This window comes from Streptomyces sp. NPDC007901 (genome assembly GCF_042959465.1).
In the GTDB taxonomy this organism is placed as follows: Bacteria; Actinomycetota; Actinomycetes; order Streptomycetales; family Streptomycetaceae; genus Streptomyces.
In genome coordinates this window covers 24,736-41,268 of the sequence record NZ_JBIBKW010000029.1, presented here as the reverse complement: position 1 = coordinate 41,268, position 16,533 = coordinate 24,736, and the positions used below count along the sequence as shown (strand labels likewise).

15 protein-coding genes are annotated in these 16,533 nt (G+C 70.0%); 10 read left to right on the top strand and 5 right to left on the bottom strand.

What is annotated here, in order from left to right:
- The first annotated feature begins 148 nt into the window (after positions 1 to 148).
- Positions 149 to 1,384 carry an XRE family transcriptional regulator gene (locus tag ACFZDK_RS49235; protein ID WP_390984075.1) on the top strand — a complete coding sequence of 412 codons (1,236 nt, stop codon included), beginning with the start codon at positions 149 to 151 and terminating at the stop codon, positions 1,382 to 1,384.
- 293 nt (positions 1,385 to 1,677) lie between these two features.
- Here the strand turns inward: ACFZDK_RS49235 and ACFZDK_RS49230 are convergent, their stop codons facing one another.
- Positions 1,678 to 2,313, bottom strand: coding sequence for a hypothetical protein (locus ACFZDK_RS49230; protein ID WP_390984072.1), 636 nt, complete (start codon positions 2,311 to 2,313; stop codon positions 1,678 to 1,680).
- 948 nt (positions 2,314 to 3,261) lie between these two features.
- Here ACFZDK_RS49230 and ACFZDK_RS49225 point away from each other — a divergent pair.
- The 4 genes from ACFZDK_RS49225 (at position 3,262) to ACFZDK_RS49210 (ending at position 7,280) form a co-directional block, all read left to right on the top strand.
- Positions 3,262 to 4,731 (top strand): winged helix-turn-helix domain-containing protein, encoded by a 1,470-nt coding sequence (locus tag ACFZDK_RS49225; RefSeq protein WP_390984249.1) that lies wholly within the window; start codon positions 3,262 to 3,264, stop codon positions 4,729 to 4,731.
- 9 nt (positions 4,732 to 4,740) lie between these two features.
- The gene (locus ACFZDK_RS49220; RefSeq protein ID WP_390984070.1) at positions 4,741 to 5,607 is read left to right on the top strand and encodes a DciA family protein; all 867 of its coding nucleotides are present in this window, start codon (positions 4,741 to 4,743) and stop codon (positions 5,605 to 5,607) included.
- Between the two features lie 110 nt (positions 5,608 to 5,717).
- Complete coding sequence (locus ACFZDK_RS49215; RefSeq protein ID WP_390984067.1) at positions 5,718 to 6,902, top strand: protein kinase; 1,185 nt, start codon at positions 5,718 to 5,720, stop codon at positions 6,900 to 6,902.
- 114 nt (positions 6,903 to 7,016) lie between these two features.
- A complete protein-coding gene (locus tag ACFZDK_RS49210) occupies positions 7,017 to 7,280 on the top strand; it encodes a hypothetical protein (RefSeq protein WP_390984065.1) in 264 nt (87 codons plus the stop codon).
- Positions 7,281 to 7,350: 70 nt separating this feature from the next.
- On the opposite strand, the gene ACFZDK_RS49205 is transcribed toward ACFZDK_RS49210, so the two are convergent.
- The 3 genes from ACFZDK_RS49205 to ACFZDK_RS49195 form a co-directional block, all read right to left on the bottom strand.
- Complete coding sequence (locus ACFZDK_RS49205) at positions 7,351 to 7,503, bottom strand: hypothetical protein (protein ID WP_390984062.1); 153 nt, start codon at positions 7,501 to 7,503, stop codon at positions 7,351 to 7,353.
- 162 nt (positions 7,504 to 7,665) lie between these two features.
- Complete coding sequence (locus tag ACFZDK_RS49200; protein ID WP_390984059.1) at positions 7,666 to 8,880, bottom strand: SpoIIE family protein phosphatase; 1,215 nt, start codon at positions 8,878 to 8,880, stop codon at positions 7,666 to 7,668.
- A 1,188-nt stretch (positions 8,881 to 10,068) separates the two neighbouring features.
- Complete coding sequence (locus tag ACFZDK_RS49195; protein WP_390984057.1) at positions 10,069 to 10,440, bottom strand: hypothetical protein; 372 nt, start codon at positions 10,438 to 10,440, stop codon at positions 10,069 to 10,071.
- Positions 10,441 to 11,191: 751 nt separating this feature from the next.
- Here ACFZDK_RS49195 and ACFZDK_RS49190 point away from each other — a divergent pair.
- On the top strand, positions 11,192 to 11,629 hold the full coding sequence (locus ACFZDK_RS49190; RefSeq protein WP_390984247.1) for a lamin tail domain-containing protein: 438 nt from the start codon (positions 11,192 to 11,194) through the stop codon (positions 11,627 to 11,629).
- 348 nt (positions 11,630 to 11,977) lie between these two features.
- On the top strand, positions 11,978 to 12,640 hold the full coding sequence (locus tag ACFZDK_RS49185; protein WP_390984055.1) for a hypothetical protein: 663 nt from the start codon (positions 11,978 to 11,980) through the stop codon (positions 12,638 to 12,640).
- Positions 12,641 to 12,777: 137 nt separating this feature from the next.
- Here the strand turns inward: ACFZDK_RS49185 and ACFZDK_RS49180 are convergent, their stop codons facing one another.
- Positions 12,778 to 13,488, bottom strand: coding sequence for a DUF1524 domain-containing protein (locus ACFZDK_RS49180; protein WP_390984052.1), 711 nt, complete (start codon positions 13,486 to 13,488; stop codon positions 12,778 to 12,780).
- 938 nt (positions 13,489 to 14,426) lie between these two features.
- Here ACFZDK_RS49180 and ACFZDK_RS49175 point away from each other — a divergent pair.
- The 3 genes from ACFZDK_RS49175 to ACFZDK_RS49165 are packed head-to-tail and all read left to right on the top strand — an operon-like array spanning position 14,427 to position 16,356.
- Positions 14,427 to 14,654, top strand: a complete 228-nt coding sequence (locus tag ACFZDK_RS49175) for a hypothetical protein (protein WP_390984049.1) — start codon at positions 14,427 to 14,429, stop codon at positions 14,652 to 14,654.
- Complete coding sequence (locus tag ACFZDK_RS49170) at positions 14,651 to 15,616, top strand: sigma factor-like helix-turn-helix DNA-binding protein (protein WP_390984046.1); 966 nt, start codon at positions 14,651 to 14,653, stop codon at positions 15,614 to 15,616. Before ACFZDK_RS49175 ends, ACFZDK_RS49170 begins: the two co-directional genes overlap by 4 nt.
- The gene (locus ACFZDK_RS49165; RefSeq protein ID WP_390984043.1) at positions 15,613 to 16,356 is read left to right on the top strand and encodes a hypothetical protein; all 744 of its coding nucleotides are present in this window, start codon (positions 15,613 to 15,615) and stop codon (positions 16,354 to 16,356) included. The genes ACFZDK_RS49170 and ACFZDK_RS49165 overlap by 4 nt, the downstream gene beginning before the upstream one ends.
- Positions 16,357 to 16,533: the final 177 nt, after the last annotated feature.

Below are 16,533 nucleotides of genomic sequence, written 5' to 3'. Positions count from 1 at the left end.
ATTCAGAATGTCACCGCCACTTGTCACCTCCGCGCGATCAAGGGGGCGTGCCATGCTCGGCCGCAGAAGGGCCGGCTTCCGCTCCGCGGGCATCACCCTGTCGGGGCGCAGGCTGCGCTGCGGGACCGCACGGGGAAGGGGATTGGCGATGACTGCTGACGAGCGTCCTGACTGGGCACGCCGGATGGTTGAGGAGCGGGCGGCGCGGGAGTGGTCGCAGACCGACGCGGTGCGCGCCATGATGGCCCGCCTCCCCGAGGACCAGGCCGTGAGCGAGCAGGACCTGTTGCGTCAGTGGAAGCGGTGGGAGGCCGGTGAGGCTCAGCCCTCGAAGTATCGGTCGGTGATCGCTCAGACCTTCGGCACGACCACGGGCGCGTTCTTCCCCGAGAAGGGCCGGCGTGACGGACGTTCCGAGGTCTTGCAGGTCAGCGGCATGGACACCGTGGACATCATCGCCCGGCTGCGCGCGTCCGACGTGGACGTGGCGACGTTGGACGCGCTACGGATCACGGCCGATCGGCTGTGCTGCGAGTACGCGTACATGCCCGCCGACCAGCTGCTCGTTGAAGGCAAGGCGTGGCTGGCCCGGGTCGTAGGTCTCCAGCACCAGCGGGTCAGCCTGGCTCAGCACCGCGAGCTCATCGCGCTCGCCGGGAAGCTGTCGCTCCTGGTGGGCTGTGTGGAGTACGACTCGGGACGACCGCGCGACGCGGAGGCAACCAGGCAGGCCGCGCTGATGCTCGGTCAGGAGGCCGGGGAGCTGAGTGTGCAGGGTTGGGCGCACGAGATGCGTGCCTGGTTCGCACTGACGCGCGGCGACTACCGCGGTGTCATCGCCGCCGCGGACGCCGGCATCTCAGTCGCGCCAAACGAGAGCGTCGCCGCGCAGCTGTATGCGCAGAAGGCCAAGGCGTGGGCGCGGCTGGGGGATCGATCCCAGACGGAGGTCGCGCTCGATCAGGGACGGCAGCTCCTGGAGCGCCTCCCGTACCCGGAGAACATCGAGAATCACTTCGTCGTTGACCCGGGCAAGTACGACTTCTACCGCATGGACGCGCTGAGGAAGTCGGGCGAGAACCGGCTCGCGGAGCAGCTGGCGAATGAGGTGATCCGGGCCGGGACTGACTTCGACGGTACGGAACGCTCACCTATGCGGAACGCGGAGGCGCGAGTGACTCTCGGTGTCGTCGCGGCCCGTGAGGGCGATCTCGACACCGCCCTCGCATATGGGGAGAAGGCACTGGCCGGGGACCGGAAGTCTCTGCCGTCGCTCGCGATGGTGGCCGCCGACCTCGGGCAGGCGCTCCAGTCCCGCTACGCGCACGCCTCCGAGGCGCAGGCTTTCGTCGCTCACCTTCGCGAACTTCGGGGTGGCCAGTGACGTCAACCCGACGGTCCGATGCATCGGCTCTGCAGCCTCCAGGCAGGATCGACCAAAGCATTTGTACGTTCCTACCGGAAGCCCCTCTTCCTGGTGCATCGGGCGTTGATCGTGAATGCTGTTCTGGTCCTCTGCTTCCCGTCAGGCGGGCGGCCAACTGGGAAAGTTGCCCGCTGGACGGGAGATCCGGCGAATCCGGCATAACCCTCTTGGCGAATCCGGAAAAGTCTGCTCGGATCATGGGCACTACAAGCGCGACCTGCACGTTCTTAGTCGACAACAGGTCGACGACGTCATCGGGGAGGTGCGGCGAACGGATGGGCCAGGTGCGGGGGAGTGTCGTCGTGCATCTTCTCCGTGTCGGTGCGGCGTGGCCGCAGTGCGCGGAGGGCGGCCTGGAGAGTCGGCTCGTAGTCCTTCGGGTCCCAGCCGGCCGGAGCAGTGACCTTCGTGCGGAGTCGTTCTGGCGTGCCGACACGGTGGATCTTGCAGTCGACGAACGGGATGAGGCCGTACCGGCGGGCGTGCAGGAGGACCGGCTTGCCGGTCTTGACGATGTCGATGACCTCGAGGCGGGCGACTTCACCGAGAAGGTAGACGTGACCGTTCGCGCCTCGCTTGGTGGGACCGACGACGACCAGGCCGTCGAAGGTCGGTGCGAGCTCCGGCCACTTCTGCGCGTAGTTCTCCGGGGTGAAGACGTCGTCGAACTGCAGCAGCTCCACGCCGGGGAGGCGGTGGCGGATCTTCGCGACTCGTTCGTCCCACTGCGGGCGTCGCGCGATGTGCGGCGAGGCGCAGATGTAGACGCGGATGGGATCGCCGGGCTTCCGAGCTGCGCGGATCTTCTCCATGGTGGCGATGTACGTGCGCTGCTGCGCGGCCGTCGCGTACGTGGTTGGAAGGATGTCCGCGGGGGAGTCAGGCATGCCGCTCATCTTGCCCTGAGCCACCGTCAGCCCACGTTCCAGCACCGCGAGATGCCCCTTTCACACACGTCTCACCGACTCGCCCACGCCCCCCTCTACGCGAAGCGTGATCAGCGGAGTATGGTGGCTGCGATCAAGATCTATCTGAATATGGAAAACCCCGGCGCCTTGGTAAGCACCGGGGGTGTAGAGAACCTGGTTTGGAGGTCCTCGGTGTTCATGGCACCACTGTACCCGTGGGCCTTCGCCCGCACACAAGATCCCCGCCGTATCCGCGATCACTCGCGATGCACGTCAGCGGGGCTTTCTCGCGTTCCCGCGCACCCCGACCAGCCCTCCGCAGAGGGGGTTGAGATGACCTAGGTCTGGGGCGGCTTCGCCGCCGGGACGCTCAGCTACCCAGGTGACTCGCAATCACCCCGGCTGGCGCCCCATCTGTCTCCGGAGGGTTTCGCACGCCCTCCGAAGGGATTGTCCGTCCGGTTCGCACCCGGTCGAACAGTTCGATCTCTGGTTCTCGCCGAACCACGAAGCGCCACGAGGGGCTTCGCCATTTCCACCCTCATAGAAGGAGGACGTCGTCATTCTGCACGACCGCGCGGGCTTTCGCCAGCCCGCTTATGCCTGTTTCGTGCGCTTTTGCTCGCCCACGACATCCCGTGTGACGCAATCTCACAGCCCGATTCGCCCGGTACGTCCTGTTGTTCGGGGCGGCTTTGCGATCTCGCGCACGTTCGGTGTCACACGGGACGCGATCTCGACACCCGTAGAAGGTGTGCACCTCTCCCCGGCTCCCGTCGCATCCGCGTCCGGAACCGTCATCCACAGGCCTGCTGCCGCTCAGCAGATTCTGTCCACAGGTGACCTGGTCCATGGTCGCCGAATGGATCATGCCCTGACGTCCTTCCGGGCGGACCGGTGAGCACCGTGGCGGCACCGGCCGTCGCGATGATTCCCGCCGCGCGTTCGTCGTCCGACGACGTCGCGGTCGCTGTGCTGCCCGCGCTGTACGTGCCGGAGGCGGATCAGTGGCTGTCGACGTCGACGGGCCGGATCGCGCCGGAGGGCTACTCGTGGATGCAGGCGGTCCACTGGGTCGCCGGATCCGGGCTGTACAAGCCGCGGCGGTACCGGTCGCACGGGCCGCGCTCGTTCGGGCCGACGACGGTGCGGGTAGCCCAGGAGCTCGCGCAGCTGTTCCCGTGCCGTCCGGGCGTCGGGTACCTGGTGCGCCGCACCGGTCTGTCCGAGCGCTCGGTGGAGTACCACCTGGGGATGCTGCGGGAGGCCGGGCTGCTCGCGTACATCGTGCGCGGGACCCGTATCTCCGGGGAGACGGCGCAGGCGAGCGAGTTCACGCGGATGGTCCCGGTGGAGTTCGACCAGGCGCTGGGGATCCGCACGGTGCTGCGCGATGAGGACGCGCCCGCGTACACGCGCGCGGCGTGCGGGATCGCGGAGGCCGGCCGGGAGCTGATGGCGAAGCTCGCGAAGAAGGCGGCCCGCAAGGTCCGCAAGCCGCGCTCGAAGACGTCGTCGAAGGCCCCGGCGAAGGGTGCCCGCAGGGGTGCTGAGCAGAGGGTTGTGACGGCTGTTTCGGATGAGGTCCGTTGCACCCCAATGCAGGTCGGTACCTCAGGTCTTTCCACTGCGGGTTCTACTTCCCTCCCCCCTGAGAGCAAGCTCGCAAGCGGGGTCAGCAAGTCCCCCACCCCGAAGAAGTCCAAGGCCAAGGCCGGCGGTCGCCGGAAGCTGAACACCGTCGGTCGTCGCTTCCAGCTGGCGAGGGAGCTCACCCAGGAGCTGGGCTGGCTGCGCGGCTACTCGGTGCCCCGGATCGCCTGGGTCGCCCGTACCGTCGCCGATGCCGGATGGACCCTCACCGATGTGAAGGCCTGGCTGCACTTCCGCGGCGAGGCGGCGCACGTCCGTCGGGGCTCCGGCCTGCTCGCCGTGCTGCTGGCCAACGCGGAGAACGTCCTGGACACCCCCGCCAAGCGCACCGCTGCGATCGAGCAGTGGCGCGGCACCCAGGAGGCCGCCCGCCGTGACCGCATCCGGCAGGTCCGGGCCCGCACCGAGCGGTACGAGGGCGACTGGCAGGCCCCGGTCAGCCGCTCCGTCCGCCTCGAGGTGGAGGCTGCGTTCGCCCAGGTCAGGGAACTGGATCACGGTGGTCGGCGCCAGGACCCGGGCGACGTCGGCGACGGCCAGGACGCGGGCCTGGAGCTGGGCGCCGAAGAGCTCGCCGCGCTGATCGCCACAGCCGAGGGCGAGCTGATGCAGGGCGAGACGACGCTGATCACGGGCTTCGGCAAGGAGACGGCGCTGCGGATCTTCGGCGCGGACCTGGTGCGACGCGCCCAGCAGATCGAGCGCCTCGCCCACAGCTCGCTGACGACCATCCGATACCGGTAGGAGGACCACGTGACCGAGACGATCAACCTTGCCGAGCAGACCAGCGGCACCGCCCCGGCGGTGTCCGGCGTCGACCTCGCGCGGGTCGCCCTGCACCAGGCCCGCGAGGCCGCCAAGAAGCGCGGCGACAGCGAGGCCCGCACCCCGCGCCGCCGCCAGCAGACCGCCGTACGGCGCGACGGGCGGGAACCGAGCGGGTTCGCCGCCGTGCTCCAGGGCCTGATGGCCGACCGGGCCTGGGAGGTTCCGGCCGCCGGCGGCACCGTGCTGGACCGCTGGCCCGACATCGCGGCCGGCATCTCGCCACAGCTGCCCAGCCACGTCAGCGCCGTCGCCTACAACCCGGCGACCCGGCAGCTGGACCTGCTCCCCGACTCGCCCGCCTACGCCACCCAGCTCCGGCTCATCACCGCCCGGATCATCGCCATGGCGAACCACACGGCCGACACCGACGCCGTGCACACGATCCGCGTCCTGCCCGCCGGCGCCGCGCCAGAGCGTCGTACAACGCAGCCCGCCCCGGCGGCCGCGGCCGCCCTCGATGTGCCGGTGGAGCCCCGGAGGCCAGCGCCCGAGGGCTACCACCAGGCCGTTGCCGCGCACCGGTCCGCCGCGCCGCCCAGCCGGATCGACCCGGGCATCGCGGAGGCCGTCGCCCGTCAGACCCGCGCGATGCGTGCGCTCAGCCGCCGCGCCTTCCCCGAGCCGCCGGACGACGCTCCGGCCGCGATCGAGACGGCCCGTGCCGAGCGCCGCCGCCAGGCCGCGGCGACCGAGGCCGCCGCCCTGCGCCGGGCCCGGAAGGAGCGTGCGGCCCGGAAGGCCGGGACGGCGGCCGCCGTCCGGGAGGCGGGTGCGCTGCGGACCACGGCGTGAGCCCAACTCATAGATCAGCACCCCCTGTTACTGGTAGTTGTCCCGGCGTAGCGTTACGGGTACATGGCTGGTACGCCGTGCGTCGCGTTGCGCACCGAGAAGGGGGAGCCGTGCAGGCAGGGACCGTGCTGGACGGCCGCTACCGGCTGATCGAGCCCGTCGGTGCGGGCGGCTTCGGGCAGGTCTGGCGAGCGCACGATCCGCGGGTCGACCGCCTGGTGGCGGTCAAGGTCCTCACCAGTGACGGCAGCGCGGACCACGACCGGCAGGTGGCCCGGTTCGCCCGCGAGGCCGCGGTCGCCGGCGGCCTGTCCCATCCGCACATCGTCACCGTGCACGACTTCGGCTCCGCGGTGCACCGAGGACGGCCGTACGCGTACCTGGTGATGCAGCTGCTTTCCGGCAAGTCCCTCAGCTCCGTCCTGGAAGCCGGCCGACTGCCCCTGCCGACGGCCCTGTACACGGCGTCGTGTGTCGCCGACGCCCTGGGCGCCGCGCACGAGGCGGGCCTCACCCACCGGGACATCAAGCCGTCCAACATCATGGTCCTGGACGACGACGGTGAGGCGACGGTGGTGGACTTCGGCATCACCAAGGGCAGCGACGCGCGGCACGACATCACCACCACCGGTGTCCTGATCGGTACCCCGGCCTACATGGCGCCCGAGGCGCTGTCAGGCTCCTTCGACCACCGCTCCGACCTGTACTCGCTCGGATGCGTGCTCTTCGAGGCGGTCACCGGACGCCGGCCCTTCACCGGCACGTCCTGGCAGCTGATCAACCAGCACCTCAAGGAACCGCCCGCCCCGCTGCGCACCCTGCGCCCGGACGCGCCTGCGGAACTGGAACGGCTGGTCAGCCAGCTCCTGGCCAAGGACCCCGCCCAGCGGCTGGACAGCGCCGATGAGGTCTACGACCGCCTCGAGGACATCAGCGACAGCTACTTCGGTGAGACGCGGCCCATCGGTGACCCTCCAGCCAGCCGCGGCGCCGACATCACTTCCGAGGTCCACCTCCGCCCGGACGAAGCCACCGACGGTGTGGTCATTCCCCTGCGCATGACCTCCCATGAGAACTGCCGTGACTGCGCCCCCAGAGGTGACGAGACGAGGGTGCTGGCCTGCACCACGTGCAAGGGGGAGGGCCGGGTCGTCCGCGATCGGCGCACCTTCAAGGTCCGTATCCCCGCCGGCGTCAAGGACGGGCAGAAGGTCCGGCTCAGGGAGCTGGGTGCGCCGGGGCAGCACGGCGGAATGCCCGGGGACCTGTACGTCACCGTGCACGTCACCGACTGATCGTGTAACCGGTCTCTCCCGACGGTCGTCAGCTGGGCAGCGAACCGTGCTGACCGTTCGCGGAGTGTGTCAGCGGGGCAATGTCCGGGGCGCTGGTCTGACAGGATGGTGAGCATGGCGAATGAGGCGGGGACGTACGACGGACGGCTGCGGGACCTGGAAGCGGAAGCGTTCCGCACCGGTCGCACGCTCGCGGACCACAGCGAAGAGCTGGCGGCGATCCGTGAGCAGCAGCGCACGGCGTTCGGGAACATCGACTCCCTCGCCAACGCCATCGGCGCGCCGGGGGACCGGCCGATCGCGCAACGTCTGGACTCGATCGAACGGGTCCTGTTCGCTCTCGCCCGTGCGCAGGGTATCGACCCGGACGCCGTCTGAGCCTTCCCGCATATACGGCTGCGGCCCTGAACACCTCTCCGGTGTTCAGGGCCGCAGCCGTTGTGCCTGGTCAGACGGTCTGTGGATGCGGTGCCGTAGCGGCGGCGTTGAGCGCCTGGCGGTAGCGGCGGGCGACGGTGTCTGTCCCGAGCAGGAGTGCGTCAGGGGTGTAGTGGGGCGGGGTGAGGTGGCGTTCGAAGACGGGTAGGTAGTTCCACCGCACACCGGGGCAGGCGGAGTGTGCGTAGTGGTGGAGGTCGCCGTAGGGGAGCCAGGTGGTGGTGGCGACGGCTGCCAGGGCACGGCTTCGCGGGTACAGACGGAGGCAGCGGCTGGCCTCGATGTGCGCGGGGGTGCCGGTGCGGTGCTCGGGGTCGACGGTGGGTTATCGCGGGCGGGCGTCGGTGTCCGGGTGCCATTCGGCGAGGAGGATGGTGGCGTCGTCCTGTAGGTGGCCGTGGTGGTGGTCGAGGATGGCGTGGATGAGGCGGCGCAGGGCTTCGGGGGCGGGTTCGCCGGCGGCGAGCGCGCGGGTGACGAAGTCGACCAGCTGGTCCTCGCCGAAGAGCCGGCCGGCTCCGGAGCGGGCCTCGGTGACTCCGTCGGTGTGGATCAGGACGCGGTCGCCGGGTTCCAGGTAGGCCTGGTGCACGGTCCGGGACGGATGGTAGCCCGGGCCGAGGCCGAGCGGCAGCTCGCCGCGGGCTTCCAGCGCTCCGGGGACAATGTGGTGGGCGCGGATCAGGAGCGGCGGCGGATGGCCGGCGTTGATCCAGTCCAGTTGTCCGGTGTCGAGGTCGAGGTGCGCGAAGACGCCGGTGAGCAGGCCGCCGGGCCGCCATCGGTGCAGGTCTTCGTCGATCCGGTCGGTGATGTCGGTCAGGGTGCCGCCCGCGCGGCGGGTGGACCGGCAGCCGCCCAGGGCGACGGCGGAGGCCAGTCCCGCGGCCAGGTCGTGGCCCATCGCGTCGACCACGGTCAGGTGCAGGCGTCCGTCGTCCAGGCCGTGGTCGAAAGCATCCCCGCCGACCTCGTAGGCGGGCTCCAGCACGGCGCTGGAGGTGACCTTGTCCGTGCCCAGGGTGCGCGGCGGCAGGAACGCCCACACCATCTCCGCCGCGGTGGTCATCGGGCGCTGGCGGGAGGTTCGGCTGAACAGGTCGCTGAATCCGCTCTTGGACACGATGGTCAGCGCGGTCACCGCGGCCAGCTGCGTGGCGCCGTCCAGCACTGCGGGGGTGAGCTGGTCGGCGGTGACGCGCAGCACTCCGATCCGCGCGATGCCGTCGACCAGCGGCAGCCACACCGCCAGCGGCCGGCGGCGGGAGAGCCGCAGCGACATGGTCCGGTACGCCCATCCCGCCACCGTCCCCTCCACCGGCAGAGCGACGTCGCCCTGCCGGTCGCTGCTGGGCAGGGGCACCAGCTGGTCCTCCTGCACGTCCGCCAGGTAGACGACTGCCGACAACATGCCCAGCCGGCGGGCCGCCTCGTCGACCAGCTGCGCTACCTGCAGCGGCGAGGCAGTGTGCGACCGCTCCAGGAACAGGGACAGCGCGGCCCCCATCTCCTCCGCCATCACGCACCGGCCTCTCGCCATCTCGGCCCCCTGCCTCAAGTCTGAGTCCGGTCGGTTCGGTGTGCTGACCCGCCCTGTTCCAGCGCAATGCGAATGATCTCGGCGGCCTGGCCCGGGTCGCAGGCAGAGGAGTGGGCAGTGAGTCGAGCTCGCCGCCGAAGGAGAGGATCTCGGGATCCTGATCACCGTCAGCTGATACTGCCAGGCGGGTCACCGGTCAGAACTGCCCGGCAGGTCACCGGTCAGATATGAAGATCGGGTCCTGCAGTCGGTTAGCGCCTCACGTACTAGTTTTTGAGTCCCTGCTGGTGTCCGGAGCCACGGAGGAAACCTCCTGTCTTGGGCCGGGCGGTGTCACTCCCCGGGGTGAAAAGGCTGCGTTTCAGGAACCCCGTCGCGGGTTCGGGAGTCCGAACAGGCATGTAGAGGGTGTTGTTGTTGAGCCGGGGGTGCGAGAGGTTCACCGATTGCCGGTTCCGCATTCTTGAGCGCACGCGTGCCGGGAGTCCGGGAGCTATAGATTGTGCTTCCGTCCGTGCGTGGCTGTCACGCGGGGCCGATGGCGTGACGACGTGCGGATGGGCAAAGACGATCAGAGGATCGCCGCAGGCGGTGCCCGATGCGGATGCGTTCTGCCTGTGACCGGGGGCTGGTTTGCTGCTCGGTGCGGTGGGGGCGGCTCACGCTGCTTCATGTTGGTGTGTATCAGTCAGGAGTTCCCGGTGCCCGATCCTGTTCCCACGGCATCAGGGATGCCTGAGTCCGGTTCCGGAACGTCGGATATTCCCTCGCAGAACGGGGCCCGCCCGAATGGACGCCGCGGTTCAGGGCGGGACGGCACGGGACGCCCCTCTTCTGCGGATGCTGCACATATCTATAGCCGGGGAACGGGAACGCCAAATGACCGTTCCGGTACCCCGCCTGAAAGCTTTCTGGATTTTCTGGACCGATTTTCGGAACGGGTCTTCACGAAAAATGACACGGCGTGGCCTGCCGTGTTCCAGCTCGCCCTGCTCGTGCTGCTGCTGCCAGCATCACTGATCGCAACCGTGATGGCCGCTCACGCCGCGGGCGTCCCCGGCTGGGCAATCGCCTCGGGAACGGCGACATCGGTTGGCGGAGTGGGCGTGGCAACCGTGAGCCGCCGCCGCAGCACCAGCCACTCCGGAAAGCGCGGGGGGCCGGGACGGCGCGGAGGCGGCCGCAGTTCTAGCCGGGGCCAGGGATCGCACCGCCGCCGTTGACGGCCGTGCCCTGATACTCGCCCGCGGCCGCCCAGGTAACGCCGGACGAAGTATCTGAAGCACGGCGTGTGCGGCGCAGCAGTCCCAGGATCACTGCCAGGAAGGTCGCCGCAGCCTGTACGGCCAGAAACACCGCCGTACGCTCATGACGGGGCGCGGCCAGAACCGCCGCGGCGGCCACGGCGAGCCCGAAGACCGTGCATGCGGCTATGAACACAGCGGACGACAGAGCCCGGCCGCCATCGGACCGCGGACGCCGGTGCGCTCCGCCCAGGTGCTGCTCGGAGGAACAGCGCGGAGGGAAGTCCCCCGCGTGATCGGTCTCCTGCGTGGTCATCGTAGCCCCCACAGCATCGCCTCTCTTCACTTTCCGTCACCGGCTAGTTACCCATCATCCAGGGTTCAGGACGTGCTCCGCTGGATATCGCCGCATGCAACAACGCAACTTTTGTCCAATGGGTTCTCCCGTGCACGCGCACGCCGACAACACCTTGCACTTCGGCCCCGGTGTGAGCGCGGCGGCCAACTGGACCTCCAGTGCGGCAGCCGGATACCGCCAGAAACTCGCTGTCGCGCCCGGCTGTGGCCCCTGGACAGGCAACAGGTTCAGCCTGCGCGAAGGGCGACGCGCCAACCTACTCTTTCTGGCCGCGCGACAGCCGCCGCAGTCATGGGTGTGGAGGTCCGTATGGGGCATGGTGCCTGTTGCGCACTTTCGGGTGACGGCCAAGACGGCGGAGACTGCGTACAGGAGTGGCGACCCCCGGAGAAGCCGTAGGCCCCAAAGGATTCATCGGTGAGCCTCCGTCAACATCACGCATTCGACGCATACATGGATGTTGCATGTGAGAGTCATGGAAATATGACGGAACTGTCATGACGTTCGCTTGTCCATCACATTTCCTCCGCACCGTGGGCAGTGTGTGGGTGCACGGCCGACCGGCCGCCGAACCGTACAACGCACCCCAAGTGGCCTGCGACTTTCCGTCGCCTTCCCAGGAGTGTCCGGCCCCGAGAAGGGGGACCTCGTGTCCGTATCCGTTTCCGCCCGTCGTCTGACCGCCGCCGCTGCCGTGGCCGCCGCCGTTATGGGGACGTTCGCGCTGCCCGCCGCGGCCGTGGGCCAGCACCCGGCCCGCCCGCACCACGACGTGGTCATCAGCGCCGTGCAGTACGACTCCCCGGGACGCGACGACCGCTCCAACCGCTCGCTGAACAAGGAGTGGTTGGACATCACCAACTCCACCCGCCGGGCGGTGAACCTGGACGACTGGACGCTGACCGACGAGGCAGGCCACACCTTCACCTTCCGCCACTTCCGCCTGGAGGGCCGGGCGACGGTCCGCGTCCACACCGGTGAGGGCCGCGACAGCGCCACCGACGTGTACCAGGACCGCCGCGCCTACGTGTGGAACAACGACGCCGACACCGCGATCCTGCGCAACAACCACGACCGTGTCGTCGACGAGGTCACCTGGGGCCAGCACCGCGGGGAACACCGCAACGGCGGCGCCACGCGCCGCTGACCCACCCGGCGGTGCCGGCGACCGGTGACCCCGGGCCCGGCTTACGGCACACCGGTCCGGCGACGCTCCCTGCTCCAGGGGGCGCCGCCGGATCCGGAGCGATCGGTGTCCGCCGCCGACCGGGCGAGACAACTGCCACCCGATCGCCAGCAACCCGGCGCCTGCTCTAGCCCGTACGTCCACGCCAGCACGGTGAGGCCCGTGTCCGTGCCGGTGCAGGTCCCTCGCTCTGAGCTCTGCGGGCGGGTGTACGCCGGGTGTGCGTCCGCGCGCCCCACCCCGTGCGCTACGGCGCCGGCCTGGTAGGGCAGCATCTGGGCAGCTGTCGCCCGACCATGAGGGGCTGTCATGTCATTCACCCGCCGCGCCACGATGACCGTGGTGCTGTCCTGTCTGCTGCTCGCGGGCTGCAAGTCCGCTTCGCTGGGCGGCTCGTCGCCGTCCGGGACCACGAGCGCGCCGGGAGCGGCGTCGGGGGCGAAGGGAGCGGGCCGGGCGATCGCGGTGGGGGCCGGTCCGCAGAAGAAGTACACGGTCCAGCAGCAGCCGGCGGCGGGGTCGTGCCACTACCGGTACGAGAAGGGCGAGCCCCTGGAGGACCCGGCGTGCACGCCGGGCGCGGTCTCCCCGGCCGTCACCCAGGCGAACCTGGCGTCGACGATCTGCCGCAAGGGCGGCTACACCTCCGGGGTGCGCCCTTCCACCTACGTGACGGGCAAGGAGAAGAAACTGAACGCGGCCTCCTACGGGTTCACCGGGAGCATGCGGGACGCCGAGTACGACCATCTGATCAGCCTTCAGCTCGGCGGCGACCCTAACGACTACCGCAATCTGTGGGTGGAGCCGACCGACCCCGGCCACAAGAAGGGATCCGGGGTGAACAACCTCAAGGACCCGGTCGAGACGAAGCTGCACACCGCGGTCTGCTCCGGCAAGGTCACCCTCGCCGCCGCGCAGCAGGCCATCGTCACCGACTGGACGACCGCGCTCACCCGCCTCGGCCTCAGCTGACCGGGCGGCCAGTGACCCGGCCGAGGCCGGCCGGGAATGCAGGATGCGAAGGCCGTGCGCCGGCGGCGGTGGTGTGGGAGCGTGGCAGAAGTCCGGGCCCGTCGCTTTCCCCCGTAGCGGCGGGCCCGGACGTGTGTCTAGTGGGCGAGGGTGACGGTGATGGGCTGGTCGGGGCAGGCGGTGAGGCGCTCGGCGAGCGCGGCCTGCTCGGCGGGATCGATGCTCAGCTGGTAGCGGGTCTTGTCGGCGACCCAGTCGGTGACGTAGGTGCACCAGTAGGGGCTGTAGGGGGGCAGCCACTGGGCCGGGTCCTTGTCGAGTTTCGACCGGTTGGAGGCCGCCGAGACCGCGATCAGTGCACGCGGGTCGTCGAGGTCGTTGGCGTAGGCCTCGCGCTCCTTGGCCGTCCAGGCGGAGGCGCCGGAGTCCCAGGCCTCGGCGAGCGGGACCAGGTGGTCGACATCCAGCTTGCTCGCGCTGTCGAAGTAGCGGTCGTCGTACGCCGAATACCAGCTGCCGCCGGTCAGCGCGCACTTCGCGCCGACCTCGGGGGCGGTAACGGCTTCCTCCAGGAGGACTTCGGCGCGGGCGTTGCAGCCGTCCTTGTCCGCGTCCGTCCAGTGCTTGAACTTGTCCCGGGAGTAGCCGGCGCGGCTCTCGTCCGCGACGGTCAGCGCGGCCAGCGCGTCCCGGACCGGCAGGGTGACCGTCTCGCCCGGCACGTGGCGCACGGGCTGGTGCGCGGGCGCCTCGGCGGCGTGGGCGGCGGTGCTGGTGGTGGGGATGAGCAGGGCGAGCGGCGCGAACAGCGCGGCGATCAGGGTGCGTCGGGTACGGGCGAGGCGCACGGCCGGGTCTCCGTTTCGAAGATCACGAACAGGTTGTGATCTTCGTAGCGGCCGGGGCAGCAGTATGACGGCCAGTCGCATGCGGGTTCACCCGCCTGGCGAACTAATCACACCGCCTGGGCGCGGCGGCCTGATTCTCCTGTCGTCATGTCGGCGGTGCCGCACGCTCGTACCCGGCGTCCGGGAGCAGGCGGTCGCGACGCGATTCAGATGCCGTGGAGAACACGCTCTACGGGAGGGTGGGGCGCCCGACGACGGCGCCGCCGTTCGCCGGACTCGCCGTCGACTCCGCAGTGCCGCTGGTCTGTTGCTCCCCGGGGTGCGGGCCGGACCTGTTTCGGCGGGGCGAAGGCGACGATGCCGGGCTGATCACACGGTAGTGCTGACGGACCCGCATGATCTGCGACCGGGGGTAGTGCGCCGGGGCGCATGGAGGCTCTGGGGGCACAGGCGGGGTGCGCTGTCAGTGGGGTCGGCTACGGTCGGATCTGTCTCGTGTAGACCGCTCCGCTCCCGCCTGACCCATTCGCCGGGTCAGGCGGGAGCGGATGCTGCTCGCCCCCTGGTTGAGTCTCGGCACGGGGGCGGGCCCTTCCGGATGGAAGGCCGACACCGAGGGTGCCTTGTCTCCCATTGACGTTGGTGCAGCGCCGGATTGCAAGGAAAACTGGGAACTTCTCACCACACGGCGTACGGGGTGCTCGTCTTGGGGCCACGGGCCGATCAGGTGTGGGCGGTGGGCGGGCGGGATCGAAGTTCATTGTTCCGTGAATGTGTGATCACGTGGCGTAGCAACTTGTGGGCGCGTAATGCTGGTTGACCTTCCCGCTGGACGGATTCGGCACCCGTCCGGGCCGGGGAACCTGCCAGCTTCCGGATGGGCTGGCGGGCGGGGAGCGACTGGCTCTCCGGGCCGACCACCTTGAGGAGATACGTCTGTGGAGTTTCGACCGATAGGGCGCGTGATCATCGCCGTCGCACTGACGGTGTTCGCGTGGAGCGTGGTGATGGCCGTGGCGGGCCAGGTCGCGGCGGTCGCGACGCTGGCGCCCGCGCTCGGGGTGACGGTGCAGCAGATCGCCAGCGCGCTCCGCCCGCAGGCCGGCGCGTCCTCGGAGCGGCGGGTGGAGGAAGCAGTGGACCGTGAGGAGGACAGTGCGCCGTGACACCCCCCGACCCGCCCCAGGCCCCTGACGGTCCGCCCGATGACCCGTCCGTCCGGCCCGCCGGCGCATCGCGCGACGATCTTCCCTCTTCCCGGCCGGGCCGGGCCGGCCGGCCGCTGGGACCGATCGTGGAGGGCTGCGACACGGCTCACCGCGCGTGGCTGGAGCCGCTGCGCGAGGCCTATCTGGAGTCCCCGCTGACGATGAGCGTGCTCAGCCGGCATCTGCTCATGGCCAAGTCGAAGATCTCCGAGCTGATGAGCGGTCGCCTGTATCCCCGCTGGGAACTGCTGGGGGCGCTCGCTACCGAACTCGGGGTTCCGGCCGGGCCGTTGTACCGGTTGTGGCGGCAGGCCGCCCCGGAGCTCCGCCGCAAGTCCCGGTCGTGGCACGACGAGCGTTCCTCCGAGGCCGTCGCGGTCCGGCCCGCCCCGCCCATGGATCACACCGCGTTCCGCGCTCTGACGGAGACCGGGTACGACTTCTACGCCGGTGTCTTCCTGACCGACCCGCAGCGCGAGGCCGCCGTACGGGACACCTACGACCAGCTCTGGCTGTCGTGGACGAAGGCGCTGGCGAGCGCCGACACCCGCCGCCACGCCTGGAACGTGCTGCGCGCCACGGTGATGTCCCGTACACCTCTCATCGACGGCCGTCCCCAGTTCATGCACACCGCGTTCGACACCGTTGCCCTGCGCAGCCTGACGGGCCCCGAGAACGTCGAGGCCGCCGTGGAACAGCTCACCGAGACCGAGGCCCTGTTCCGGGCGATGAGCCGGCTACCCGGCCACCAGCTCGATGTCGTCGTCCTGCGCTCCCTGGGCGGGATGGCTGAAGAGGAGGTCAGCGACCTGCTCGGTGTCCCGCTGGCTACCGTGCGTTCCGACGAGCGCCACGCGATCCGCTTCCTCGACAGCATCCTGTGCTGCCCGCCGACCGACCCGGAAGGGACCCTCTCGTGACCTGCATCGAAGACATCCTGTCGCGTGCCTTGCTGGCACGCGACCGCATCGTGCCCCCCGACGTCGTCCCGGCCGCCTCGACCCCGCTGCCCGCGCCGGATGCGGCCGGGGACGGGTGCGGGGCAGCCGAGGCGGCCAAAGACCTGCGTGCTCTGTGCGAGACCGTCCTGTCGCACACCTCGCCGGCCGACGTCGCCGACTTCGTGACTGACCAGGTCCCCGGTCCCCGCAGCGCCCTCGCGCTGGCCTGCGTCCTGCAGCTCACCGACACCGCCGACGGCGCCCGCTTCTGGTGGCAGTACGCGGCCGGCGCAGGCCAGAGCGCGGCCGCCTACTGCCTCCACCTGCACCACCTGTCCAACGGGGAGGATGACATCGCGGACTGGTGGCAGCAGCAGACCGATGCCATCGCCGCACCCGTGCCCACCGACGACACCTCCGCCCAGACACCCGCCTGTGAAAGGGAATGGGCACCTGCCAGCCATCCTCTCGGCGAGTTCCCCACCACCATGCTGCGTGTCCTGCGCCAGCTGGCCAGAAGCCACCACCGGGCGAGTGCCGTCACCGACCTGATGGCCTATCTGCCGACCGCCGTCGACATCGGCTACCTCCGTCACGACTTCGAGATTCCCCTGCCTGGCCCGGGCTTCGCCCGCCACGTGAGCGCATTGCTCCGCGACGACCCCCAAGCCGGTCCCGAGGTCCTGGAAGTGCCCGACGGGCAGACGTGTTCGCGCTGAGGAACCGACGGCGCCACCGGCATGAAACTGTCCGGTCGGCTTGCCGAGCATGGGGCGAGGACCGGCACGCCGGCATCCGCGAGCGGCGGCGCACGGCGGTGACCGCGGACTGCGCGTTGCCGTCTGCCCTGCCCTCAATGAGCCGGCCCCAGTGGGGTGGGGCCCGGGCACCCACCG

Coding starts and splice junctions, on each gene's coding strand:
- ACFZDK_RS49235 (WP_390984075.1), top strand. CDS start 149: ATGACTGCTGACGAGCGTCCTGACTGGGCACGCCGGATGGTTGAGGAG.
- ACFZDK_RS49230 (WP_390984072.1), bottom strand. CDS start 2,313: ATGCCTGACTCCCCCGCGGACATCCTTCCAACCACGTACGCGACGGCC.
- ACFZDK_RS49225 (WP_390984249.1), top strand. CDS start 3,262: ATGATTCCCGCCGCGCGTTCGTCGTCCGACGACGTCGCGGTCGCTGTG.
- ACFZDK_RS49210 (WP_390984065.1), top strand. CDS start 7,017: ATGGCGAATGAGGCGGGGACGTACGACGGACGGCTGCGGGACCTGGAA.
- ACFZDK_RS49200 (WP_390984059.1), bottom strand. CDS start 8,880: ATGGCGAGAGGCCGGTGCGTGATGGCGGAGGAGATGGGGGCCGCGCTG.
- ACFZDK_RS49195 (WP_390984057.1), bottom strand. CDS start 10,440: ATGACCACGCAGGAGACCGATCACGCGGGGGACTTCCCTCCGCGCTGT.
- ACFZDK_RS49190 (WP_390984247.1), top strand. CDS start 11,192: ATGGGGACGTTCGCGCTGCCCGCCGCGGCCGTGGGCCAGCACCCGGCC.
- ACFZDK_RS49185 (WP_390984055.1), top strand. CDS start 11,978: ATGTCATTCACCCGCCGCGCCACGATGACCGTGGTGCTGTCCTGTCTG.